The 22,713-nt window shown below is 70.9% G+C and carries 18 protein-coding genes; 8 read left to right on the top strand and 10 right to left on the bottom strand.

The window, feature by feature from the left end; all coding sequences use genetic code 11:
* Positions 1–75: 75 nt before the first annotated feature.
* Both H566_RS26815 and H566_RS0120980 read right to left on the bottom strand, forming a co-directional pair.
* Complete coding sequence (locus tag H566_RS26815) at positions 76–1,266, bottom strand: mechanosensitive ion channel family protein (protein ID WP_084545353.1); 1,191 nt, start codon at positions 1,264–1,266, stop codon at positions 76–78.
* A gap of 141 nt (positions 1,267–1,407) precedes the next feature.
* The gene (locus H566_RS0120980) at positions 1,408–3,384 is read right to left on the bottom strand and encodes a sigma-54-dependent Fis family transcriptional regulator (protein ID WP_028312979.1); all 1,977 of its coding nucleotides are present in this window, start codon (positions 3,382–3,384) and stop codon (positions 1,408–1,410) included.
* Positions 3,385–3,853: 469 nt separating this feature from the next.
* Here H566_RS0120980 and H566_RS26810 point away from each other — a divergent pair, with 469 nt between their 5' ends.
* From H566_RS26810 to H566_RS0120945, 7 genes are all read left to right on the top strand, one after another.
* Positions 3,854–4,564 (top strand): QcrA and Rieske domain-containing protein, encoded by a 711-nt coding sequence (locus tag H566_RS26810; protein WP_051379087.1) that lies wholly within the window; start codon positions 3,854–3,856, stop codon positions 4,562–4,564.
* 140 nt (positions 4,565–4,704) lie between these two features.
* Positions 4,705–6,429, top strand: a complete 1,725-nt coding sequence (locus H566_RS0120970) for a methanol/ethanol family PQQ-dependent dehydrogenase (protein ID WP_028312978.1) — start codon at positions 4,705–4,707, stop codon at positions 6,427–6,429.
* 42 nt (positions 6,430–6,471) lie between these two features.
* Positions 6,472–7,317, top strand: a complete 846-nt coding sequence (locus H566_RS0120965) for a transporter (protein ID WP_028312977.1) — start codon at positions 6,472–6,474, stop codon at positions 7,315–7,317.
* A gap of 11 nt (positions 7,318–7,328) precedes the next feature.
* Entirely contained in the window at positions 7,329–7,796 is a 468-nt protein-coding gene (locus H566_RS0120960; protein WP_028312976.1) for a DUF1097 family protein, read from the top strand.
* 150 nt (positions 7,797–7,946) lie between these two features.
* Positions 7,947–9,386: an aldehyde dehydrogenase gene (gene aldA / locus H566_RS0120955; RefSeq protein WP_028312975.1), complete on the top strand. Its 1,440-nt coding sequence runs from the start codon at positions 7,947–7,949 to the stop codon at positions 9,384–9,386.
* 65 nt (positions 9,387–9,451) lie between these two features.
* A complete protein-coding gene (locus tag H566_RS27825; protein WP_051379086.1) occupies positions 9,452–10,333 on the top strand; it encodes a DUF6502 family protein in 882 nt (293 codons plus the stop codon).
* Positions 10,330–11,547: a DUF5666 domain-containing protein gene (locus H566_RS0120945; RefSeq protein WP_028312974.1), complete on the top strand. Its 1,218-nt coding sequence runs from the start codon at positions 10,330–10,332 to the stop codon at positions 11,545–11,547. Before H566_RS27825 ends, H566_RS0120945 begins: the two co-directional genes overlap by 4 nt.
* Positions 11,548–11,605: 58 nt before the next feature.
* Here the strand turns inward: H566_RS0120945 and H566_RS0120940 are convergent, their stop codons facing one another.
* The 3 genes from H566_RS0120940 to H566_RS0120930 all read right to left on the bottom strand — a co-directional run bounded on the left by H566_RS0120940 (position 11,606) and on the right by H566_RS0120930 (position 14,361).
* Positions 11,606–12,145: a CPBP family glutamic-type intramembrane protease gene (locus H566_RS0120940; RefSeq protein WP_084545352.1), complete on the bottom strand. Its 540-nt coding sequence runs from the start codon at positions 12,143–12,145 to the stop codon at positions 11,606–11,608.
* 258 nt (positions 12,146–12,403) lie between these two features.
* The gene (locus H566_RS30520) at positions 12,404–13,639 is read right to left on the bottom strand and encodes a pseudouridine synthase (protein WP_084545351.1); all 1,236 of its coding nucleotides are present in this window, start codon (positions 13,637–13,639) and stop codon (positions 12,404–12,406) included.
* On the bottom strand, positions 13,639–14,361 hold the full coding sequence (locus tag H566_RS0120930) for a DUF1415 family protein (RefSeq protein WP_156924534.1): 723 nt from the start codon (positions 14,359–14,361) through the stop codon (positions 13,639–13,641). Before H566_RS0120930 ends, H566_RS30520 begins: the two co-directional genes overlap by 1 nt.
* 36 nt (positions 14,362–14,397) lie before the next feature.
* Here H566_RS0120930 and H566_RS26795 point away from each other — a divergent pair, with 36 nt between their 5' ends.
* Positions 14,398–15,756 (top strand): chloride channel protein, encoded by a 1,359-nt coding sequence (locus H566_RS26795; protein WP_051379085.1) that lies wholly within the window; start codon positions 14,398–14,400, stop codon positions 15,754–15,756.
* Positions 15,757–15,864: 108 nt separating this feature from the next.
* Here the strand turns inward: H566_RS26795 and H566_RS30450 are convergent, their stop codons facing one another.
* The 5 genes from H566_RS30450 to H566_RS30265 form a co-directional block, all read right to left on the bottom strand.
* On the bottom strand, positions 15,865–16,599 hold the full coding sequence (locus H566_RS30450; protein ID WP_028312971.1) for an energy transducer TonB: 735 nt from the start codon (positions 16,597–16,599) through the stop codon (positions 15,865–15,867).
* A 9-nt stretch (positions 16,600–16,608) separates the two neighbouring features.
* Positions 16,609–17,019: an ExbD/TolR family protein gene (locus H566_RS0120915; protein WP_028312970.1), complete on the bottom strand. Its 411-nt coding sequence runs from the start codon at positions 17,017–17,019 to the stop codon at positions 16,609–16,611.
* Between the two features lie 26 nt (positions 17,020–17,045).
* Positions 17,046–17,660 (bottom strand): MotA/TolQ/ExbB proton channel family protein, encoded by a 615-nt coding sequence (locus H566_RS0120910; protein ID WP_028312969.1) that lies wholly within the window; start codon positions 17,658–17,660, stop codon positions 17,046–17,048.
* A gap of 195 nt (positions 17,661–17,855) precedes the next feature.
* Positions 17,856–20,375, bottom strand: a complete 2,520-nt coding sequence (locus H566_RS0120905; RefSeq protein WP_051379084.1) for a TonB-dependent receptor — start codon at positions 20,373–20,375, stop codon at positions 17,856–17,858.
* A 295-nt stretch (positions 20,376–20,670) separates the two neighbouring features.
* Positions 20,671–22,677 (bottom strand): ABC transporter ATP-binding protein, encoded by a 2,007-nt coding sequence (locus H566_RS30265; protein ID WP_051379083.1) that lies wholly within the window; start codon positions 22,675–22,677, stop codon positions 20,671–20,673.
* Positions 22,678–22,713: the final 36 nt, after the last annotated feature.

Genomic DNA, 22,713 nt, shown 5'->3' with positions numbered 1-22,713 from the left:
GCGCGCCTCGGCTTCCGCGATGCAAGCGCTTTCAGCCTGCTGAACTTTCCCGCGGCGTGACGGCGCTTGCAGATCTCACGAAGGAGCCGACGGCGCGAGCCGGTCGGCTCTTACTTCTGGTGCATGAGCAGGCACACGCTGCGGTGCCTCCATCTCCGTGCCGGTGATGCCGCGCGCGGGCGCGGCGGGCGACGGGGCCGCGAGGCCGTCGCGTTCGGGCATGTTCATTTCGGCGCGCAGGCGCGGCAGATACTGCGGCCAGTCGCGCTGCATGAAGACCAGCAGGCGCTCGCGCACATGGCAGCGCAGATCCCAGGCGCGCGGCGAGCTGGCGGCGCTGACCAGGCAGCGCAGCTGCATTGCGCGGTCGCCGGCTTCCGTCACCTGCAGCAGCGCGACGCGGCCGTCCCAGTCGGGCGAGGCCTCGCAGGCGGCCTTGAGTTCGGCGCGCAGCGGGTCGAGCGGCATGCGGTAGTCCACCCACAGGAAGACGGTGCCGATCAGCTCCGAGCTGTTGCGGGTCCAGTTCTGGAACGGATGCTCGATCCACCATTGCAGCGGCACGACGAGCCGGCGCTGGTCCCACAGGCGCACGACCACGTAGGTGCCGGTGATCTCCTCGATCCAGCCCCATTCGCCCTCGACGATCACCACGTCGTCGAGCCGGATCGGCTGGGCCAGGCCGATCTGCAGGCCGGCGATGAGGTTGCCGAGTACCGGCCGGGCCGCGATACCGGCGATGAGGCCGGCCACGCCGGCCGAGGCGAGCAGGCTGGCGCCAATCTGGCGCACGCTCGGGAAGGTCATGCAGATGAGCGCGGTGCCGATCAGGCCGATCGCGAACATGGCGGTGCGCGCGAGCACGCGGGTCTGCGTGGCGAGGCGGCGCAGGTTGAGGTTGTCGGCCACGTCCGAGGGATGGGCGCCGATGACGCCCGCCGCGAAGCCGCGCACGCAGCGCACGAGCAGCCAGGTGACGGCGCCGATGAGCAGCACGCTGCTCGCGTGACGCACGGTCTCGATGCCGTCGAGGCTGTCGGGCGCCGCGTGGAAGACGAATTCGAGCGCCGCGACCGGCAGCGCCCAGGCGGCGGGATGACGCGCGCTGCGCGCGACCGACTGCGCGACCGGCGAGCGCGCGACGGCGCGCCGGATCACGGCATCGCCGAGCTTGAAGACGATGAAGGCGACGGCGAGCGCGATGCCGGCGGCGATCAGCGTCGCGATCCACGGATCGTGGCGGCTGAGGGAGGAGAGGGTAGGCATGGCTTCGCATCAAAGCCGCCACGCGACGCCCGGGCAAGGCGCGAAACACTCGCTGAAACGACAGCGGAACGCTCGCGGACGCCGCCTGCACGGCAATGGCCGGCCGTCGATGCCGGGGCGCGCCGCTGCCTGCCGTTCCCTTCAGTCTTCGCCCGCGCGTCCCGGCGCGATGCCGTAGTCCTTGAGCCGGCGGTAGAAGGTCGCGCGCGACATGCCGAGCCGCCTGGCCGCGCTCGGTGCATGGCCGCCGCAGTCGGCGAGGGCCTGGCGCAGGCGCAGGCATTCGTCGCGGTCGGCGGCGAGGCTGCGTTCGCTGGCGGCGTGACCGGTACGGCGCCCAAGTGCGGCGGCGGACGTGGCGGAGGCGGCGCGCGGCGGATGCCCGGCCTCGGCGCGCGGCGCGCGCGGGCGCTGCGCCGGCCCGGCGAGCACGGCCGCCGGCAGGTGGTCGGCGCGCAGGCGCGGTTCGGCGCAGACCGCGATCGCATAGCGCAGCACGTTGCGCAGCTCGCGGATGTTGCCGGGCCAGTCGTAGGCGTCGAGCCGGTCGAGCACCTCTTCGCCGAGCGCGAGATCGCGGCCGGCGGCGTGCGTCTCGTCGGCGAACACGGCCGCGATCACGTCGCGCCGGTCGGCGCGCTCGCGCAGCGGCGGCAGGCGGAAGGTGGCGGCGTTGAGGCGGTAGTACAGGTCCTCGCGGAAGCGGCCCTCGGCCACCATCGCGGCGAGATCGCGGTGGGTCGCGCACACCACGTGCAGATCGACGCGCTCGGCCCGCGTCGCGCCCAGCGCCATCACTTCGCCCTCGGCCAGCACGCGCAGCAGCCGCGTCTGCGAGGCGAGCGGCATGTCGCCGATCTCGTCGAGGAAGAGCGTGCCGCCGTCGGCGAGCTGGATCTTGCCGACCATGCCGCGCGACTTCGCGCCGGTGAAGGCGCCTTCCTTGTAGCCGAACAGTTCGCTCTCGATGAGCGTGTCGGGAATGGCCGCGCAGTTGACCGCGACGAAGGGTCGTTCGCGGCGCTGGCTGTGGGCATGGATGGCGCGCGCGAAAGCTTCCTTTCCGCTGCCGGTTTCGCCGAGCAGTAGGATGCTCAGGCGCGAATCGGCCAGCCGCTTGATGCGATCGACCAGCTGGCGCACCTCGGGGTCGCCCACGGCGAGCGCGTCGAAGCCCTCGGCCGGCGCAGCGGCCTCGCGCGGCACCGGCCGCGACAATGCGCGTGCCGGCGCGCGCAACTGGCCGTGGAACAGCGCGCCGCTCGCGAAATGCCGCAGGGCCACGGGCTGGCCCGGATGGCGGTGGGCATGGCCGGTGAGGCCGTCGCGCGGCAGCTCGAACAGGTCGGCGAGCTGGCAATCGGGCAGGGCGGCACGCGGGCGCCAGCCGAGCTGGAGCCGGTGGCTGGCGGCGAGCACGCGGCCGCCGTCATCGAAGGCGATGAGCGGGCCGTCGTCCCAGCCGCCCGATTCGCCGGCCGCGCTCAGGCGCAGCAGCCAGGCATGGCGCCAGGTGTCGGCGAACACGGCGTCCTCGATCGCGAGCGCGCTGTCGCGCACCAGGCGGAACACCATCGCCTGGCTGCGGCGGTCGTCGGGCGCGTCGCAGTTGGTGGCGTTGAGCACGCCGAGCATGCGGCCGTCAGGCCCGAGGATGGGGGCGGCGCTGCAGGTGATGGCGGCGTTGTGGGCGCGGAAGTGCTCGTGCTTGTGCACGAGCGTGGGCTGGCAATCGACGAGGGCGGTGCCGACGCCGTTCGTGCCTTCCTCATCCTCCGACCAGCAGGCGCCGATGCGCAGGCCGCGCTGGCCGAACACGCGCTCGGCCGCGCCGCCCCGGAAGTCGATGGTCTCGCCGCGCTCGTTGGTGAGCAGCACGCAATAGCCGCCATCGACGATCTGGCGCTCCAGCCGCGTGAGCCGCGACTGGGCCGCGCGCAGCAGCACTTCCGAGCGCTCGCGCAGCTCGCGGCATTCGGCGCTGCCGAGGATGCGCGGGCGGCGCGGCGCATGCGGGTCGAGCCGGTAATGCTCGACCGAGCGCTGCCACGAGCGCGCGATGCGGTCGGCGAGTGCCGGTTGCTGGTCATCGTCGTGACCTCGGGTGATCTGCTGCATCGGGCTGGTCTCCTCGGCGCGGCGGGCCGGGCATGGCCGCGCCGCGAAGATGCATTTTCTTGTCGGCTTCAAGGCTAGCCAGCGCGGGCGCGGGCGGCAATGCGGGCGAGGCCGGTTGTCGTGCGGCGGCGCCACCGCGTCTCAGCGCGGCAGGGCGCGTCTCACGCCGGCGTCTCAGTCTCGTGAGACGCGCGGGGGCCGTCTCGCCCGACCGAGCGCATGTGCGGCTGCGATGGCGCTGCCGGCGCGCCGCCCGGCCGAAGCCGTGCAAGTGACTGATTCGCAAGGCCGAACGGCCGGCGGTGCCGGGCATGCGGCGGTGCACAGGACGACGCGGTCGGCCTGCCGTGGCACGGCGGTTGCCGAAGGAGAAGCGTCCGGCGCCTTCTGTGTCGCACCGCCTGTCGGCTCCGACCGGCGTGCGACGGGCAAGGCAGCTTCCGTCTCGCAACTCCGCCGCATCACCGCCATGAACCCGACGATTCCGCCCCGCCCCGAGTCTCCTGCCGCGTCGGCCCGACCCGATGCCGCGCTGCCCGCCCGCCGCGACGCCCAGATGTCGGCCTGCACCGGCGCAAGCGCGCCCGCCGATACCGGCCCGCCCTGCGTCGCCGCTTCCGCCGCGCGCCGCGCCGCGTTGCGCACCGCCCTCGGCGGCGCCGCGCTGGCCGGCGCGATCCCGCTGCGTCCCGCCTTCGCCGACGACCCGGCCGACGCTCGCCCCCAGGTCGGCGACTGGCTCGTGCTCGCCACCGACGAGGACGCCACCAAGGCCGTCACCGCCGATGCCGTCGCCAGCAATTGCAAGCCTTTGCACGTCTTCCCGGTCGATCCGGCCACGAAGACGATCCGCAACGGCTCGCGCTTCAACAAGATCGCCCTCGTGCGCGTCGATCCGGCCGCGCTCGACGGCGACGCGGCCCAGCGCGCGGCCGGCGGCGTGCTTGCCTACTCGGCGGTCTGCACCCACCAGGGCTGCGACGTGACCGAGTGGAACGACAAGGCCGGCACCTTGCTGTGCTTCTGCCACTTCTCGCAGTTCGACCCGAAGGACAAGGGCCAGGTCGCCGCCGGCCCCGCGTCCAAGGCGCTGCCCTGGCTGCCGCTGCGCATCGACGGCGGAAAGCTCGTGGTCGCGGCCGGCTTCAGCGCCAAGCCCGGCCCCGCCAAGCCCGCCTGAGCCTCTCCTTGCCGGCGCGACGCGGGCATGCGCGCGTCCGGCCTTTTTCTTTCCCAGCAGGAACGTCCGCCCAGCCGGCGGGACGGACGGGGGCGCTCGCGCCCACGACAAGCCCGGCGCCACCCAGAGGAGGACATGCAATGAAGAAGACCATCGTCGCGCTCGGCGTCATCGCCGCGCTCGCCGCCACCGCGACAGCGACCGCAGCGCTGCCGGCCTACTCGCCCGTGACCGACGCGCGCCTGAAGAATCCCGAGCCGGGCAACTGGCTCATGTATCGCGGCAACTACTCGGGCTGGGGCTACAGCCCGCTCAAGCAGATCAACACCGGCAACGTTGGCAAGCTCACGCTGGCCTGGGCCTATTCGAGCGGCATGACCGAAGGCCACCAGGCGCCGCCGATGGTCAACAACGGCTACATGTTCGTCACCACGCCCAACAACCAGGTCATCGCCTTCGAGGCGAAGACGGGCAAGGAGCTGTGGCGCTACAAGAAGACCATCCCCGACGAGCTCCAGCAGCTTCACCCCACCAACCGCGGCGTCGCGCTCTACGGCGACAAGGTCTTCCTCGCCACCACCGACGCCAACCTCGTCGCGCTCGACGCCGCCACCGGCAAGGAGCTGTGGGTGACCAAGGTGGCCGACTGGAAGAGCGGCTACTACATGACGCTCGCGCCGCTCGCGGCCAAGGGCAAGATCATGGTCGGCTCGTCGGGCGGCGAGTACGGCGTGCGCGGCTTCATCGCCGCCTTCGACGCCGAGACCGGCAAGGAAGCCTGGCGCACCCACACCGTCGCCGGCCCCGACGAACCCGGCGGCGACACCTGGCCCAGGGACGACAGCTACAAGCGCGGCGGCGGCTCGGTGTGGATCACCGGCACCTACGACGCCGACACCAACCTCGCGTTCTGGGGCGTCGGCAACGCCGGCCCGTGGACGCCCGACTCGCGCCCCGGCGACAACCTCTACGCCAACTCGACGATCGCGCTCGATGTCGATACCGGCAAGCTCAAGGGCTATCACCAGTACCACTGGAACGACGGCTGGGACTGGGACGAGGTCTCGGCGCCGCTGCTCATCGACATCGAGCACAAGGGCCGCAAGGTGAAGTCGCTGGTCCACGCCGGCCGCAACGGCTATGTGTGGATGCTGGAGCGCAGCGCCGACAAGGTGGGCTATGTGGACGCCTGGCCCTTCGTGAACCAGGACGTCTTCAAGAGCCTCGACCCCAGGACCGGCCGGCCCACCTACAACGAAGGCAAGGTGCCCGGCATCGGCAAGACCACGCGCTTCTGCCCCTCGCTGTGGGGCGGCAAGGACTGGCCGCCCGAGGCCTACAACCCGCAGACCGGCCTGTTCTACATCCCGGCCAACAACAACCTCTGTTCGGAACTCACGGGCGAGAAGGCCAGCTACAAGGCCGGCGACCTCTACATCGGCGTCGCGCTCGACAACATCCTCACCAACGTGCGCATGACGCCCGAATCGCGCAAGCACGTGGGCGAGGTGCAGGCCTGGGACCTCAAGACCGGCAGGAAGGTCTGGACCCACACCTATCCCGAGATGAACTGGGGCCCGCTGCTCACCACCGGCGGCAACCTCGTGTTCGGCGGCGGCACCAACGACCGCATGTTCCACGCCTTCGACGCCACGACCGGCAAGCTGCTCTGGGAGTACCCGACCAACTCCGGCGTGACCGGCGTGCCCTCGACCTTCGAGATCGACGGCGAGCAGTACGTCGCCGTGCAGTCGGGCTGGGGCGTGGACGCGCAGCGCATGCAGGGCGCCTTCGACGCCGTGCTCGACCACAAGACCGTCGTCCCGCAGGGCGGCGTGCTGTGGGTTTTCAAGGTCGGCAAGTGACCGGCTGACACAGCAGCAAACCACCCCCAGAGGAGACACCCCATGAAACGCAACCCGTTCGCGCGGGCGGCGCTGGCCGCCTGCTGCCTGGCAGGCGCCGGCTTCGCCTCGCAAGCCCTTGCACAGACCACCTTCGACGTGATCGGACCGCACGAATACGAACTGCCGACGGGCTTCAAGCCCTTCAACGTGTTCGTGCAGTACGGCTATGTGCAGGACAACAGGCGCGTGTACGACGACAAGGGCGACAAGGTCGAGGGCAGCGGCTCGCAGGCCATCGTCGGACTGTCGAAGTACGTGCGCTTCTGGACGCCCGAAGGCAATCCCAACATCGGCCTCGCCTGGGAGGCGATCGTGCCCGAGATCAGCGTGCGCGATGGCCGCGCCGGAACCCAGGCCAGCGGCATCGGCGATCCGCTCACGGGCTTCGCCATCTGGATGAAGCCGACTCCGGAATCCACCTTCGGCTTCCAGTCCTTCGTGCAGATTCCGGCTGGCAGCACCGAGGTGTCGGACCGCAACTGGAAGAACCTGTCGAGCTTCCTGTGGGATGTGCGGCTGCCGGCCGGCTTTGGCTGGACGGCGGACGCGGGCTATGTGTTCCAGGGCAAGCGCAGCGACGGCCTGCATCCGGGCAACAGCTTCCACACCAACCAGCGCCTCGGCTGGCGCGCCAACGCGCTGCTCGAACCCTTCGTGGCCTTCGACTACGAGAACGCGCAATCGCGCGGCACGCTGCCGTCGAGCCGCGCGACCGACCTTGGCGCCGGCCTGATGTTCCACACCTTCGACAACCAGTCGATCACGCTGCGCTACTCCGCCAGCGTCAACGGCCGCAACCACGCGGCGAACAACAGCCTCAACCTCAAGTACGCCTACGTCTGGTGAAGGAGGCAGCGATGAAGATCCTGCATGCGCTTGCATTGAGCATCGGCGCGCTCGTCGCCGTCTGGGTGTTCCTGAGCGTGGGCCAGCCTGGGCTGCGCTTCAACCCGTGGATCGGCTTCGTCGCCTGGGCCGCGTTCTTCGCGGCCGGTGGCGGCAAGGGCGGCTTCGGCAAGGCGCTCGCGGCCGGGCTGGCGGGCATCGGGCTGACGGCGGGTGCGCTGTTCATCGTGGCCGCGCTCGGCGGCGGGCTGGCGGCGCTGATCGCGGTGGTGGCGCTGCTCGCCTTCGTGCTCGTGATGATGGCCGACCTGCCGCTGCTGTCGTACACGCCGGCGGCCTTTCTGGGCGCGGCGGCCTTCTTCGGCTCGGGCGGCAAGGTGGACGAGAGCGTGATCTTCGTCGCGCTCACCTGGCTCGTCGGGCTGGCCTTCGGCTTCGCGTCGGAGGCGGCGGGCAAGCGCATCGCCAGGCCGGCCTGACGGCGGCGAGCGCGCGCCGATCGCGGCGCGCCGGCAGCTCACCGCGCCGCCGGCATCGCGGCGGCGCGGCCTGAACCCTCATTTCATCCGAATCTTCATTCCGTCATCCGCCGGCGGGCGGGCTGCCCGCCGGCATTCCGAGGAGTTCCCATGGTCACGAAGTACAGCAATTACGTGAACGGCGAGTTCGTGTCGCCGGCGTCGGAGGCGACGATCGAGGTGCGCAATCCGGCCGACCACGCGCTGATCGCGCTCATCCCCGACAGCGCGCCGTCGGTGGTGGACGATGCCGTCGCCGCCGCGCGCCAGGCCCAGCGCGGCTGGGAGAAGCTGCCCGCGATCCAGCGCGCCGGCTACCTTCGCAAGATCTCGGCGAAGCTGCGCGAGCAGCGCGACCGGCTGGCCGAGGTCATCACGCGCGAGCAGGGCAAGGTGCTGCCGCTCGCGCGCATCGAGGTGGACTTCACCGCCGACTACATCGACTACATGGCCGAGTGGGCGCGCCGCATCGAGGGCGAGGTCATCCCGAGCGACCGGCCGAACGAAACCATCTTCCTGCTGCGCAAGCCGATCGGCGTGACGGCGGGCATCCTGCCGTGGAACTTCCCGTTCTTCCTCATCGCGCGAAAGATGGCGCCGGCCCTCGTCACCGGCAACACCATCGTCGTCAAGCCGAGCGAGGAGACGCCGGTCAACGCCTTCGAGTTCGCGAAGCTCGTGGCCGAGACCGATCTGCCGCCCGGCGTGTTCAACCTCGTCTCGGGCCGGGGCGCGACGACGGGCGCGGCGCTCACCGGCCATCCGGACGTGGGCCTCGTGAGCTTCACGGGCAGTGTGGCGACCGGGCAGGCAATCATGAAGGCGGCCGCCGCCAACCTCACGCGCGTGAACCTGGAGCTGGGCGGCAAGGCGCCGGCGATCGTGCTGGCGAGCGCCGATCTCGATCTCGCGGCGAAGTCCATCGTCGCCTCGCGCACCATCAATACCGGCCAGGTCTGCAACTGCGCCGAGCGCGTGTACGTGCAGGAGTCGGTGGCCGAGGCCTTCGCCGACAAGGTGGTGAAGCTCATGGCCGCGACGCGCTACGGCGATCCGCTGCGCGAGGACGGGCTGGACATGGGTCCGCTCGTGAATCAGGTCGGCCTCGACAAGGTGGCGGCGATGGTCGAGCGCGCGCGCGGCGAGGGCGCCCAGGTGCTGCTCGGCGGCAAGGTGGCCGACCTCGGGGCCGGCTTCCATTACGAACCGACCGTCATCGCCGGCTGCCGCGCCGACATGGAGATCATGCGCAAGGAGATCTTCGGCCCGGTGCTGCCGCTTCAGACCGTGGCCGATCTCGACGAAGCCATCACGCTCGCCAACGACTGCGAATACGGCCTGACCTCGTCGATCTTCACGCAGGACATCGACGCCGCCTTCAAGGCCTGCCGCGAACTGAGCTTTGGCGAGACCTATGTGAACCGCGAGCACTTCGAGGCGATGCAGGGCTTCCACGCCGGCCGGCGCAAGTCGGGCATCGGCGGCGCCGACGGACGGCACGGTTTGCTGGAGTACACGGAAACCCATGTCGTCTATTTGCAGTCGCGCTGAAACAGATGGGCGAAATCCGCCTGTGATAAATGCACAGGCAGACTGCGGGGCGGTATTCTCGGTACATGGAGACAAACCCCGGCAATGAATCCGACTGGGCCCGGCCCGTGCTGGCGGAATTGCTGCGCCCGCTGGCCGAGCTGGCCCTGTCGCAGGGCCTCAAGCTGCAAGAGCTGACCGAGGCGCTCAAGGTCGCGCTCGTCGATGCGGCGGCGGCCGAGATCCGCAACACCAAGGGCCCGAAGGCGCGCGTGACCGAGTCCGCGTTGTCGGTGGCCACCGGCGTGCATCGCAAGGATGTGCACCGGCTGCTGGCCGAGGCCGAATCGCCGGTGGCCCGGCCGCCGCGCTCGGTCGCGCCGCTGGTGTTCACGCGTTGGCGCAGCTCGCCCGAGTTTCTGGATGCCGAGGGCAATCCGCGCGCGCTGCCGGCCAATCTCCAAACCGAGCAGCGACCCAACTTCGCCCAGCTGTGCGCGAGCATCAGCCAGGACGTGCATCCGCGCACCGTGCTCGACGAACTCATGCGCCTCGACCTCGTGGCCGAGGAGGACGGCTGGCTGCGCCTGACGCGCGTGGGCTTCGTGCCGAGCGGCGAGACGCGCGCCCTCATCGACTTCGTCGGCGCCAACGTGGGCGACCATTTCCTCGCGGCGGTGCGCAACGTGCGCGCGCCCGAACCCGTGCATTTCGAGCAGGCCGTGTGGGCCGCGCCGGTGGACCGCGCGGCGGTCGAGGCCGCGCGCGCGCTGGCGCGCGAGCAATGGCCGCTGATGCTCAAGCGCCTGGTGCCGATGCTCGAAGCCGCCGAGGCGCGCGCCACGGGCAGCGACGACGCGCTGCGCCTGCGGCTCGGCCTGTACATGTTCCACGAGGCGGCGCCGCAGCAGGCTGCCGGGGCGCGCCCTGACGCGCCCGCCAACAACGACAACGGAGAAGCGCCATGACCCAACGACGCACCGTGCTCGGCCTCGGCCTGGCCGCGCTCGGCCTGATGACCACCTCGTGCGGCGGAGGCGGAGGCTCGCTTGCAAGCGTTGGCAGCGGCGGCACCGGCTCGACCACGATCGGCCCCGTGAGCGGCTTCGGCTCGATCATCGTGGGCGGCACGCGCTATGACGACAGCGCCGCCGCCATCACCGACGACAGCGGCGCCACCCTCGCCGCCAGCGCGATCGCGCTCGGCATGATGGTGCGGGTGGACGGCACGCAATCGGGCAGCGGCACGGGCAAGGCGACGAGCATCCGCGTGACGAGCCAGCTCGTGGGCCTCATCAGCGCGATCGACGCGGCGGCCGGCACGTTCACCGTACTGGGCCAGACCGTGAAGCTGGCCGCGACGGCGGTGCTGTCGGGCTTCGGCGCGATCGGCGATCTGGCGGTCGGCAACGCGGTCGAGGTCTGGGGCGTGCTCGACGCGGCCAATGCCGCGGTGAGCGCGACCCGCGTCGAGCTGAAGGCCGCGCCGCTCGCCGGCTACAAGCTCACGGGCGCGATCACGGCGGTCAACACCAGTCTCAGGCGCTTCACGGTCGGCGCGCTCAGCGTCGCCTATGCCGGCGCCAACTTCAGCGACATCGATTCGGGCACGCCCACGGTCGGGCTGGTGGTGCGGGTGCGCGCCGTCGCGCCGCCGGCCGGCGGGCTGCTGGCGGCCAGCTCGGTCGAGGCGATCGACGCCTTCGGCGGCGCGCCGTCGAGCAATCCGGTCACGAGCGGCGGGGACGGCCGCAAGGTCGAGATCGAGGGCGTGGTGTCGGGCCGCGCGACCGGCTCGGCGCGCTTCAAGGTGGCCGGCATCGACGTGGACGCGAGCGGCGCGAGCTTCAGCGGCGGCACGCTCGCCGCGCTGGCCAACGGCGATCGCGTCGAGGCAAAGGGCACGGTCAAGGCCGGCGTGCTGGTTGCGACCACGGTCGAGCTCAAGAGCGACGACGACCGTGATGCCCAGGAGTTCGAGCTGCACGGCACGGTCACGAGCTTCACGAGCCTCGCGCGCTTCGTGGTGCGCGGCGTGACCGTCGATGCCAGCAACGCGGGCGTGAAGTTCAGCGACGGCACGGCGGCCAATCTGCGGCTCGGCTCGAATGTCGAGATCAAGGGCCTGCTCGGCACCGACGGCAGGACCGTGGTAGCGATCGAGGTGAAGTTCGACAACTGAGTCGGGGGAGGACGGGCGGCCGGCCCGCCGGGCGCCGCGCCGTCGCGTTGCGCCCGCCTCAGAACAGCGGCAGCGGAATGATCGGCGGCGGAGGCGAGCCGCAGGTCAGCAGCAGCGACAGGTTGAACAGCGCATGCAGCCCGATCGCCTGCGGGAGTCCGGCGAACACGCCGCCGCGCCCCGCCTCGGCCGCGTCGCGCAGGCGCGCATGCACCAGGCCGATCACCAGCGAGGCCAGCGCCAGCGCGAGCAGCTGGGCCGGATGCCGGTGGCCGAGCAGCAGCAGCGAATACACCGCGCTCGCCAGCCAGGCATCGATCCGCCAGCGCCGCGCGCCCGGCCACAGTTCGCGCAGACCGTTCTGGAAGCCGGCGCGCAGCGCGCATTCCTCCACCACCGGCCCGAGCAGCAGCCAGAAGGACGGCGGATGACCGGGGCGCTGCCCCGTGTGCCCGCAACCGTCCGGCCCGGCCAGCGCCGCAAAGCCGGCCAGCACCGGCATGGCGAGCGCCGCGCCGATCAGCCAGCGCTGCCCGGCATCGGGCAGACGACGGTGGGCGAATCGGGCGCGCAAGGGAGCGAGGGAGGAAGGCGTCATCGGGTGTCCGGCGCGGTGTTGGCTTAGATTGCCCGGACTTTACGTGTGATAATTTCCCACCACAAGCTTCACACGTCATGAGCGCCGGTGCGCGAAAAGAAACGCCTGCCGGTCCGGAGCAATGCCGTTCATGGCGGGGCAACCGCCGTCATGCGCGAGCCAGCAGCGTGCTCGCCCGGCCTTGCGGCGGCATCCGCCATCGCAAGGGCGACCCGCGCCGTGCCGGCCCCGCCAGGACACCGGCGCGGACGCGATGCGTCAGAACTTTTCCCAGGGCAGGAGAAAGCGCCATTCGCCGGGCGGGATCGCGCCGAGCGGAATGCGGCCGATGCGCACCCGCTTGAGCGCCTCGACGCGCAGGCCCACCAGCTCGCACATGCGGCGGATCTGGCGGTAGCGGCCCTCGCGCAGCACGAAGCGCAGCTGGTCCTCGTTCTGCCAGCTCACCTTGGCCGGGCGCAGCGGCTTGCCGTCGAGTTCGAGGCCGTGGTTGAGCAGGGCCATGCCTTCCTCGTCGAGCCGGCCGCTCACGCGCACGAGGTATTCCTTCTCGACCTTGGTTTCGTCGCCGATGAGATGGCGCGCGACGCGACCGTCCTGCGTCAGCACGAGCAGGCCGGTCGAGTCGATGTCGAGCCGGCCGGCGGGCGCGAGGCCCTTGAGCTGGCTCATCGCGAAGCGCAGGCCGCTCTTGTCGCCTTCCCATTGCGTGGGGCCGTCGAGCAGGATCGACGCGGGCTTGTAGCCCTTCTCGGCCTGACCTGACACATAGCCGACCGGCTTGTGTAGCAGGAAGGTGACGCGCGACTGCTGCACCGCGCGCGCGTCCTTGCTCAGCTCGATGACGGCCTCGGGCGCGCAACGGGCGCCGAGTTCCTCCACCACCTTGCCGTCCACCGTGACCCAGCCCTGCTCGATGTAGCTGTCGGCCTCGCGCCGCGAGCAGATGCCGCGTTCGGACAGCAGCTTGCTCACGCGCACGCGGCCGTCATGGGCGTCGGCGGCGTCGGAATCGTGCGGGAGGTGGAGGGCGGGAGCGGCGGGGAGGCGCTCCTGTGGCTCGACGGGCGCGGCGGGCGGCCGGCTTGCGGCTCCGGCGGGTGGTTGCGGGACGGGGCGCGACGGGCGGTCGCGGTCGTCGCGGAAGCTGCGCTCGCGGTCGCCGTAGGCGGGACGGTCGCGGTCGGCGTAGGCGCCGCGCGGCGCGCGGTCGTCGCGGAAAGGCCGGTCGCCGTCGCGTGAAGGGCGCTCGGCACGGAAGGGGCGGTCGTCGCGCGGCCGATCATTGCGGAACGGGCGGTCGCCGTCGCGCGGCGGGCGGTCACCGGCATCGCGGCGAGCTTGGCGTTCGCGCTCACCGCGCTCACCGGCGCCGGCCGCCGCTGCTGGCCTCGGCGGCGCGGCGACGCGGCGCAGGCGGCCGCTGTTTTCGCCGGGGCCGGGCGCGGGCGGCGTGGGGGCGGCGTCGAGATCGTCGTCGTCGGGGCGGGCCATCAGTGCGCTCCTTCGGGATCGTCGTTCCAGAGCGCGTTCCAGCCGTCGTAGCCGAGGGCCTCCATCGTCGCGACGTTGCGCTTCCAGATCTCGTCGGTGTCGGGCATCGACTCGACCGCGCGGTCGATGCTGGCCTCGCGGATGAGATGCAGCGTCGGCCAGGGCGAGCGGTTGGTGTAGTTGCCGATCTCATCGGGCGCGGTGCCGTCGAACTGGAAGCGCGGGTGGAAGCTCGCCACCTGGAGCACGCCGTCGAGTTCCAGTTCTTCCAACCGCTCCTCGACGATGCCGACGAACTCGTTGAAGTCCATGAAGTCGCGCAGCAGCTTCGGATGCACGAGCAGCGTGGTGTCGATGATGTCGGCGCTGGTTTCGGCCAGCAGTTCCATCTCGCGCTCGGCCTCGGCAAACCACACCTCGGCATTGGGCGCTTCGCTCACGACGATGCGCACCTGGTTGCGCACGTACACCGCCTTGGCGAAGGGGCAGAGGTTGAGGCCGATGACGGCGCGCTCCAGCCAGCGCCGCGTACCGTCGAGAACGGCCGGGTCGCCGATCTGGTTGGGACGGGTCTCGCCTTCGGCGGCGGCGTCGAGGCGGGCGGTGTCGGACGGCGTGGCCGCGCTGGCGGCGGCCGTCGGGGCGGGCGCGGCGCTGTCGGCGCCGTTGCCGCCGGCGCCGGATTCATCCCCGGGCGCCTTGGGGTCATGTTGCGTGTTCATGCCGCGATTGTCCCATCGCGCGCGATCATCGCCGTCATGAAGACCCGAACTCCGCTCGCGCTCCAGCCAGACCGCTTCTTCCGCAACCTGCGCCGTGCCTGGCTGCGCTTCGGCCTGCTCTGGCTGGCGGGGCTGGGCACGGGCGCGGCGGCGGTGCTGTTCGCGCGGCTGGCGGACGCGGCCTTCGAGGGCTTCCGCCATGCGCGCGACTGGGGCGCGTGGGTGCCCTTCGTGCTGTCGCCGGCGGTGGGCGCGGGCGTGGTGTGGGCGACGCGGCGCTGGAGCGCGGGCGCCGAGGGCAGCGGCATTCCGCAGGTGATTGCGGCGCTCGACGCGCCGACGGCCGCGACCGCCGCCCGGCTGCTCGACTGGCGGGTGCTGCTCGGCAAGATCGGCCTCGGCTGCGCGGCGCTGCTCGGCGGCTTCTCGGCCGGGCGCGAGGGGCCTTCGGTGCAGGTGGGCGCGGCGGTCGCGTGGAAGGTGCTGCAACTGCGCGGCGCGGCGGGCGGCGGCGTGTCGATGGCTGCGATGCGGCATTTCGTCGCGGCGGGCGGCGCGGCCGGCGTGGCGGCGGCCTTCAACGCGCCGCTCGCAGGCGTGGTGTTCGCCATCGAGGAGCTGGCGCGCAGCTTCGAGCACCGCACCAACGGCGCGACGATCGCGGCCGTGATCCTCGCGGGCGTGGTGGCGCTTGGCTTCCAGGGCAACTACGTCTATTTCGGGCGCATCACGGCGGGCGATCCGGGGCTGGAGATGCTGCTGCCGGTGGCCGTCGCCGCCGTGCTGTGCGGCGCGGCGGGCGGCGGGTTTTCGTGGCTGCTGCTGCACAGCGCGCGCTGGATGCCGGCACGGCTGCTGGCGCTGCGGCTGGAGCGGCCGGTGTGGTTCGCGGCCGGCTGCGGGCTGGCGCTCGCGCTGCTCGGGCTCGCGGCGGGCGGCAGCGTGTTCGGCAGCGGCTATCACGAGGCGCGGGCGCTGCTGGCGGGCGAGCCGGGCGCGGGCTGGATCTATGCGCCGGCCAAGCTGCTGGCCAATCTCGTGTCCTTCCTGAGCGGCATTCCGGGCGGGCTGTTCGCGCCGTCGCTCGCGGTGGGCGCGGGCATCGGCGCCAAGCTGTCGGCGCTGTTTCCGGGGCTCGGGCCGGGGGCGCTCGGCGCGCTGTGCATGGTCGCCTTCCTGGCGGCGGTCACCCAGTCGCCGATGACGGCCTTCGTGATCGTGATGGAGATGATCGACAACCACGGCATGGTGCTGTCGCTCATGGCCGCCGCCGCGCTGGCGACGGCGGTGTCGCGGCTGTTCTGTCCGCCGCTGTATCCGGCGCTCGCGCGGCGCTATGCCGAGCAGGCGGCGGTGGCCGAGCCCGCGCGGCGCGACGCGCCGGTCGGCGCCTGAGCGGCCGTGCGCCGTACATGAAAAAACCCGGCGCGAGGCCGGGTTCGGTGCTGGCGCCCGCGCGGCGCCATGTCGCGCGGGCGGCGGCTGCCCGAGGCGGGCGCCACTTCATTCGAGCCGGAACTCGAACTCCTGCTGGCCCACGACTTCGTCGTCGCCATTGGTCTGGCAGTCGTACTGCTTCACCGCCGAGATGACGGCATTGCGCAGCTCGGGCCGGTCGGCGCGCACGATGTTCACGTCCGTGACCTTGCCGCCCTTGACCGTGATGAGCGCCTTCACGACGAAATTGCCGCTCAGCCCCAGCTGCAGCAGCCGACGCGGAATCTCCGGCTTCACCTGGCGCGGGCAGACGAGGCCGATCTCCACCGGACCGCCCGTGCCGTGCGCCTTGGCCGGCGGTGCCGGCGGCGCGGGAGGTGCGCTCACCATCGGCGCCGTCGCCGGGCCGGTGGCGGCCGGCGTCGCGATCGCGGGCGCGGTCGGCGCGGGCTTCTCGGCGGCGGCGATGTTGGCGCTCGGCGGCGGTGGCGTGGGGTCGGGTCTGGGCGGCGTCGGTACGGGCGTGGGCGGCGCCTTGACGATCTTCTGCACCGGCTTGGGCGGCGGCGGTTCTTCCTTCGGCGGCGGAGGGGGCGGAGGCGGCGGCTCGTTCTCGACGATGGTCGCGCGCGTGATGCGCTTCGCCTCGGCCATCACCTGGTCGAAATCGACGAAGCTCAGGCCCACGACCGCGCCGACCGTGATCGCCGCCGCGACGCCGATCGCCACCGGCATCGGCAGGCGTTTCTGCTCGTCGGCCTCTTCCGTCGCCCACAGAGCGCCCGGGCGTTTGCTTGCCATCGCGCGCCCTCAGCTCGCCGTCGCCAAGCCGATGGCGCTGATGCCGGCGGCTCGCACGAGGTCCATCACCTTGATGATGTTCTGGTAGGCGCCGTTCTTGTCGCCCGAGATGATCACGTCAACTTTCTTGCTCGCGGCCAGCTCGCGCAGCCGCGCGGTGAGCGCGTCGTCGGTGATGGGCTGGCCTTCGAGGTAGATGGCGCCGTCCTTCGCCACGCCGATCGAGATCTTCACGGTTTCGAGCTGCTGCGCCGTGGTGGACTGCGGCAGGTCGAGCGTGATGCCCGCGCCCTGGATCATCTCCAGCATGATCAGCACGAAGAAGACGAGCAGGAACATCATCACGTCGATCATCGGGATGATCTCGATGCGTGCTCCGTGCTCGGCGCCGAAGTAGTGGCCCCGGTGATTTCTTGCCATCGGAATGCTCCTTTACGGCAAGGCGCTCAGGCCGAGGCGAAGCGCGAGACCAGCATCGACTTGATGAGGTCCATCTGGTTGATGAGCAGCCGGATGCGCTTGTTGAAGTAGTTGAGGAAGACCACGCAGACGATCGCGATGCACAGGCCCACGGCCGTCGCCACGAGCGCATGCGAGATCGGCCCGGTGACCGAATGCGCGTTCTGCCCGCCGTTGGCGGCGAGCGCGCTGAAGGCTTCGATCATGTGGATGATCGTGCCGAGCAGGCCCATCAGCGGCCCGAGCGTGACGCAGGTGTCGAGCACCCAGAGGTTCCGGTCGAGCTTGGGCATCTGGAACATGATGGCTTCCTCCACCTCGCGGTCGAAGGCGTCCTCCGGCTTGCCGCGCGCGTCGAGCGCGGTCTTCACGAGTTCCGCCTGCACCGTCGCGGCGTAGTGCGTGGCGACGGCCTGGGCCTTGGTGGCATCGCCCGCCGGCACCTGGCGCAGGTCGTATTCGAGCGTGGCGCCGGCCTTGATGCTGCGCTGGAAGTAGAAGAAGCGTTCGACGATGACCGCGACGCCGATGATGAAGACGAGGAGCAGCAGCGGGATCAGGCCCCAGGAGTCCTTCGAGTACTGGATGAGGGTGTCGAGCACGATGGATCGTTCTTGGCAAAGGTGGATCGGAGGCGTGGCTGGCAGTCGGGCAGCTTGACCGGCGCTGGCTTGCGGCGGGCTTTGTAACCCAGGCGGGGGGCAAAGTGGGGCGCCGCAGTATGGCCCGACGCAAGACGGGCTCCCCGTCCGTCGGAAGGGGAGCCCGTCAAGTGGCGGCCGAGAGCGCCGCCACTGTCACATGAAGCGGTAGCTGACGCGGCCGTAGAAGAAGCGTCCGCGCACCGAGTACAGCTCGGCAAAGCCCATCTGCGAATAGAGGCCGCTGGCGGCGTTGGTGAAGCTGATCGGCGGCTGGCGGTCGAACACGTTGCGCACGCCGAGGTCGAGCGTCACGTCCTTGAAGCCCGCGTAGCGCGAGGTCAGGTCCACCTCGGTGTAGGGCGCGACACGGTGCGTGTCGGTCGCGATCGGGTGCGGTTCGTCGGTATCCCAGAAGCCGCCGATCGTGCGCACCGCCGTCTGCACCGAGGCCGCGTTGCGCTCGAAGCCGACGGTCGCGACATTGCGGTACTTGGGGTAGGCATAGGTGTCGGCCAGCTCGTCCACCGTGCCGTCGTTGCGGCGGATGCGGTTGCTGGCCGTGTAGGTGTAGGCATTGCTCCAGCTGAACTGGCCGAGGCCGGGTACCGGCAGCTTGCCGCGCAGGTCGATGTCGACGCCGTTGACCGCGCGCTGCTGGTAGTTCTGGAGGTTGGAATAGACGAGCAGCCGGCCGGTGGCGTCATAGCCGAACAGGCCGGCGCGCAGCGCCTGGGCGGTGGTGGGCGTGTTGATCTCGTTGGTCTTGTAGATCCACCAGAAATCGACCGAGCTGCTGAACAGCGGGCTCGGCTCGTACAGCACGCCGAGGTCGTACGACTTGCCCTTCTCGGGCCTGAGATCGGGATTGGAGCCGCCGACCAGGAAGCCGCTCACATTGCAGGAGCTGCCGAGGCCGAGCAGCTGGCATTGCTCGGGATCGGTGATGTCGAGCGCGCCCTGGTCCTGCGTGCCGTAGAGCTGCTTGAGCGCCGGCGCCTTGAAGCTGCGCGCCGCCGAGGCGCGGAAGGCCAGTTCGGGCGTGGCTTCGTACTTGAGCGCGAACTTGGGGCTGTTGGAGCTGTAGTTCGAGTACTCGTCGCGGCGCAACGCGAGCTGGCTTTCGAGGCCGCGCGCGAGCGGCACCGACAGCTCGGCGAACACCGACTTGACCGATTGCGCCGCCGACACCGCCGCCTGCTGGATGCTGCCGACCACCAGGCCCTGCTGGGTCAGACCGTCGGGGCGATCGGTGAGCGTCTCTCGGCGGTACTGCGCGCCGACCGCGTAGCCGAGCGCGCCCGCGGGCAGCGGCAGCAGTTCGCCGCGCAGCAGCGTGTTGACGTAGGTGGTGGTCGAGAAGCCGTCGCGGCGCGGCGTGACGCGGTAGGGAGCGAGCGCCGATTGCGGCAGGTTCGGATCGGTCAGGTCGATCAGTCCGTTGGCGCTCGCGTCGTACAGGCTGGCGTCGAGGTAGTTGCTGTCGCGGTTGGTGATGCGGCTCGACGACCGGCCCACATCGACCTTCCATTCGTGCTCGCCGAAGAAGCCGCTGGCGCCGAGGTTGCCGCTGGAGAGGACCGACTTGCGGTCGGTGATGCGGTCGCCGGCCGGCATCACGCGGATCGCGGCCACGCTGTTGCCGTCGGGATCGAGCGGGAACCAGTCGAGCGCCGGATGACCCGCGAAACGGTCCTTGGCCTGCGAGTACAGGAACTGGCCGGTGTAGGTGATGTCGCGCGCATTGAGGGTGCCGAGCAGCATCGTGTTGAGCCGGTCGGCGCCGTTGTAGGCGGTGAGCGTGCTGGCGTTGACGTCGTAGCGGCAGTACTCGTTGTACTGGTCGGCCGGGCAGGGACGGACCGAGCTGCCGGTGTATTCGCCGGTAGCCGGATCGACGTAGTTGCCGTAGCCGGTGAAGCCGCTGCGCGTGTCCGGGCCGCCGTAGCGGCGGAAGTCCGACGATCGCGTGAGCGCGCGGTCCTTGCGCAGGATCGGGTCACGGTTGAAGTAGTCGATCGTGCCGATGATGTTCCAGTGGTCTTCGGCGAGGTCGCCGAAGCCGCCGACGATGCCGTAGCGCTGCTCCTGGCCGTCGCCGCGGCTGCTGATGCCCTGGCTCGTGTACACCTCGGCGCCGTTGTAGCTGCTGCGCGTGATGATGTTGATGACGCCGGTGATCGCGTCGGCGCCGTAGATGGCCGAGGCGCCGTCCTTGAGGATCTCGACCCGCTCGACGATCGCGATCGGGATCATGTTGATGTCGGCCGAGGCGCCCGCACCCGACGAGTCGTACAGCGCATTGACCGGCAGGCGGCGGCCGTTGAGCAGCACGAGCAGGTTGGTGTCGTCGAGGCCGCGCATGCGGAAGCTGCTCACGCCCGAGCCGGCCGGGCTGTTGCTGGTGAGCTCGCCCTGATCGTAGATGTCGAGCGCGGCGATGCTCTGGATCAGCTCGTTGAGCGAGGTGGCGCCGGTCTTCTCGATCGCGGCGCGGCGCAGGATCGTGACCGGCGCCGGCCCTTCGGCCTGCACGCGGCGGATGGCCGACCCCGTGACCTCGACCCGGTCCAGCGTGGCGGTGGCGGTCTGCGCGGCGACCGGCAGCGCGAGTGACAGGAGTGAACCGGTGAGCGCCAGCGTGACGCCTAGCGTGAGTGGCCTGAGGGAGGTCATGAGCGGATCCTGAAGAAGGGACGGTCTTGTTGTTTGTGGCTGGCGCGCCGCGGCTGCCCGATCGCGCCGCCGTGATTGACGCAGGACAACGCGATCTAGGTAACCAATTCTTCAGGTTCGGGACAGATATCGGCAACGAAAGAGAAACGCGTAACAATTCGCGCGTTGCAATGCCGAGACGGTGGTACTTGCGCGCGCGAGACGGTGGTGCTGACGCCCGTCGGGTGACGCTGATCTGTGTTGGGCGAGGTCCGGTGGGAGCTGGTGTCGGCCCGGAGCGGGCCGTGCGCCGGGTTCAGGCGGCTGGGCGCGCCGGCACCTGCGGCACCGCGTCGATGAGCGTGCGCGTGTAATCGGATTCGGGTGCTTCGAGCACGCGTCGCACGCTGCCCTGCTCGACGATTTCGCCGGCGCGCATCACCGCCACGCGCTCGGCCAGGTACTCGACCACCGCGATGTTGTGCGTGATGAACAGGTAGGCGACGCCGAGGTCCGCCTGGAGCTGGCGCAGCAGGTTGAGGATCTGAGCCTGCACCGACACATCGAGCGCCGAGGTGGGCTCGTCGCAGACGATGAGGCGCGGCTCGACCGCGAGCGCGCGCGCGATGGCGATGCGCTGGCGCTGGCCGCCCGAGAACTCGTGCGGATAGCGCACCCGGGCGCCGCGCGCGAGGCCGACCTGGTCGAGCAGGCGGTCGATGCGGCGGGTGCGCTCGGCGGCGTCGAACTCGGGGCGCAGGCTGAGCAGGCCTTCTTCGAGGATTTCGCCGACGCGCATGCGCGGGTTCAGCGAGGCGAACGGGTCCTGAAAAATGATCTGCGCGTCGCGGCGGGCGCGGCGCAGGGCCGGGCCGTCGGCGGTCATGAGGTCGATGCCGTCGAGCCGCGCGCTGCCGCTGGTGAGCGCGACGCCGCGCAGCAGTTGCAGCAACGCCTTGCCGGTTGTGGTCTTGCCGCAGCCCGATTCGCCGACGAGGGCGAGCGTCTCGCCGGCGCGCAGCTCGAAGCTCACGCCGCGCACCGCGTCGAAGCTGCCGGTGATCCGGCGCAGCAGGCCGCCGCGCGTGGGGAAGCGGACCCAGAGGTCGTTAACGGCGAGCAGCGGGGCGGAGCTTGCGGGCTTGGCCTGGATCGCGGCGGCGCCTGCCGCGGCGGGGAGCGATGCGGCGACTGTCGCCGATGCCGGGCCTGAAGCCGCATTGCCGATGCCGCTTTCCGGCGAAGGCGCCTGCCGGCGCACGAGCGGCAGCGGGTGCGCCGGGTCGAAGCCGAAGCAGCGCACGGCGCGGTCGGTAGCCGGGATGCGTCCGGTGCCCGCGCTGCCGTGCCGGGCTGCCGCCGACGCGTCGGTCGTCGCGGCGGCCGTTGTGTCGGCCAGCAGCGGCGCCGGATCGAACAGCGCCGGCACCTCGCCCTCGCACCGTTCGGCCGCGAAGCGGCAGCGCGGCGCGAAGCGGCAGCCGGTGAACTCGCGGTTCAGCGCCGGCACGCTGCCCGCGATCGCCTCCAGCGCATGACCGCGCTTGCCCGTGTCGGGCAGGGCGTCGAGCAGTTGCGACGCATACGGATGCAGCGGCCGCGCGAAGAAGTCGCGCGCGGTCGCGGTCTCGACGATCTGGCCGGCGTACATCAGCGCCACGCGGTCGGCCACCTGGGCCACGACGCCGAGGTCGTGGGTGATGAGCAGGATCGCCATGCGGTGCTCGCGGCGCAGGTCCATGAGCAGGTCGAGGATCTGCTTCTGCACCGTCACGTCGAGCGCGGTGGTCGGCTCGTCGGCGATGAGCAGCTCGGGTTCGAGCGCGAGCGCCATCGCGATCATCACGCGCTGCTTCTGCCCGCCCGACATCTGGAACGGATAGCTGTCGAAGCGGCGCTCCGGCTCGGGAATGCCGACGCGGCGCAGCCAGTCGATCGCCTTCGCCTTCGAGGCGGCCCCGCGCAGTTCGGTATGGGTCTCGATCGCCTCGCAGATCTGGCGGCCGATGGTCATGACCGGGTTCAGGCTGGTGGCCGGCTCCTGGAAGATGAAGGCGATGCGCCGGCCGCGCACGGCGCGCATCAGGTGCTCGGGCAGATCGACGAGGTCGGTGTCGCCGTCGAGCACCTGGCCGTTCGAGATCCAGGCGTTGTCGGGCAGCAGGCGCGCGATCGTGAGCGCGGTGACCGACTTGCCGCTGCCCGATTCGCCCACGAGCGCGAAGGTTTCGCCGGGGTGCAGGTCGAGGCTCACGTCATCGACGGGCGTGACCGTGCCGTGCTCGGAAGCGATGCGCGTGCTGAGGTGGCGGAGCGAGAACATGCGGCGTCCTGGGCGTGGGGCGGCGTGGATCGGTGA

Source organism: Derxia gummosa DSM 723 (assembly GCF_000482785.1).
GTDB lineage: Bacteria > Pseudomonadota > Gammaproteobacteria > Burkholderiales > Burkholderiaceae_E > Derxia > Derxia gummosa.
This window is presented reverse-complemented; position numbering and strand designations above follow the sequence as displayed.

Bases quoted from the DNA above. Each gene is read 5' to 3' on its own strand.
- H566_RS26795 (WP_051379085.1), top strand. From the start codon at position 14,398: ATGAAGACCCGAACTCCGCTCGCGCTCCAGCCAGACCGCTTCTTCCGC.
- H566_RS0120940 (WP_084545352.1), bottom strand. From the start codon at position 12,145: ATGACGCCTTCCTCCCTCGCTCCCTTGCGCGCCCGATTCGCCCACCGT.
- aldA (WP_028312975.1), top strand. From the start codon at position 7,947: ATGGTCACGAAGTACAGCAATTACGTGAACGGCGAGTTCGTGTCGCCG.
- H566_RS26815 (WP_084545353.1), bottom strand. From the start codon at position 1,266: ATGCCTACCCTCTCCTCCCTCAGCCGCCACGATCCGTGGATCGCGACG.
- H566_RS26810 (WP_051379087.1), top strand. From the start codon at position 3,854: ATGAACCCGACGATTCCGCCCCGCCCCGAGTCTCCTGCCGCGTCGGCC.
- H566_RS0120945 (WP_028312974.1), top strand. From the start codon at position 10,330: ATGACCCAACGACGCACCGTGCTCGGCCTCGGCCTGGCCGCGCTCGGC.
- H566_RS0120905 (WP_051379084.1), bottom strand. From the start codon at position 20,375: ATGACCTCCCTCAGGCCACTCACGCTAGGCGTCACGCTGGCGCTCACC.
- H566_RS0120970 (WP_028312978.1), top strand. From the start codon at position 4,705: ATGAAGAAGACCATCGTCGCGCTCGGCGTCATCGCCGCGCTCGCCGCC.
- H566_RS0120980 (WP_028312979.1), bottom strand. From the start codon at position 3,384: ATGCAGCAGATCACCCGAGGTCACGACGATGACCAGCAACCGGCACTC.
- H566_RS0120960 (WP_028312976.1), top strand. From the start codon at position 7,329: ATGAAGATCCTGCATGCGCTTGCATTGAGCATCGGCGCGCTCGTCGCC.
- H566_RS30450 (WP_028312971.1), bottom strand. From the start codon at position 16,599: ATGGCAAGCAAACGCCCGGGCGCTCTGTGGGCGACGGAAGAGGCCGAC.
- H566_RS0120915 (WP_028312970.1), bottom strand. From the start codon at position 17,019: ATGGCAAGAAATCACCGGGGCCACTACTTCGGCGCCGAGCACGGAGCA.
- H566_RS0120965 (WP_028312977.1), top strand. From the start codon at position 6,472: ATGAAACGCAACCCGTTCGCGCGGGCGGCGCTGGCCGCCTGCTGCCTG.
- H566_RS27825 (WP_051379086.1), top strand. From the start codon at position 9,452: ATGGAGACAAACCCCGGCAATGAATCCGACTGGGCCCGGCCCGTGCTG.
- H566_RS30520 (WP_084545351.1), bottom strand. From the start codon at position 13,639: ATGGCCCGCCCCGACGACGACGATCTCGACGCCGCCCCCACGCCGCCC.
- H566_RS0120930 (WP_156924534.1), bottom strand. From the start codon at position 14,361: ATGAACACGCAACATGACCCCAAGGCGCCCGGGGATGAATCCGGCGCC.
- H566_RS30265 (WP_051379083.1), bottom strand. From the start codon at position 22,677: ATGTTCTCGCTCCGCCACCTCAGCACGCGCATCGCTTCCGAGCACGGC.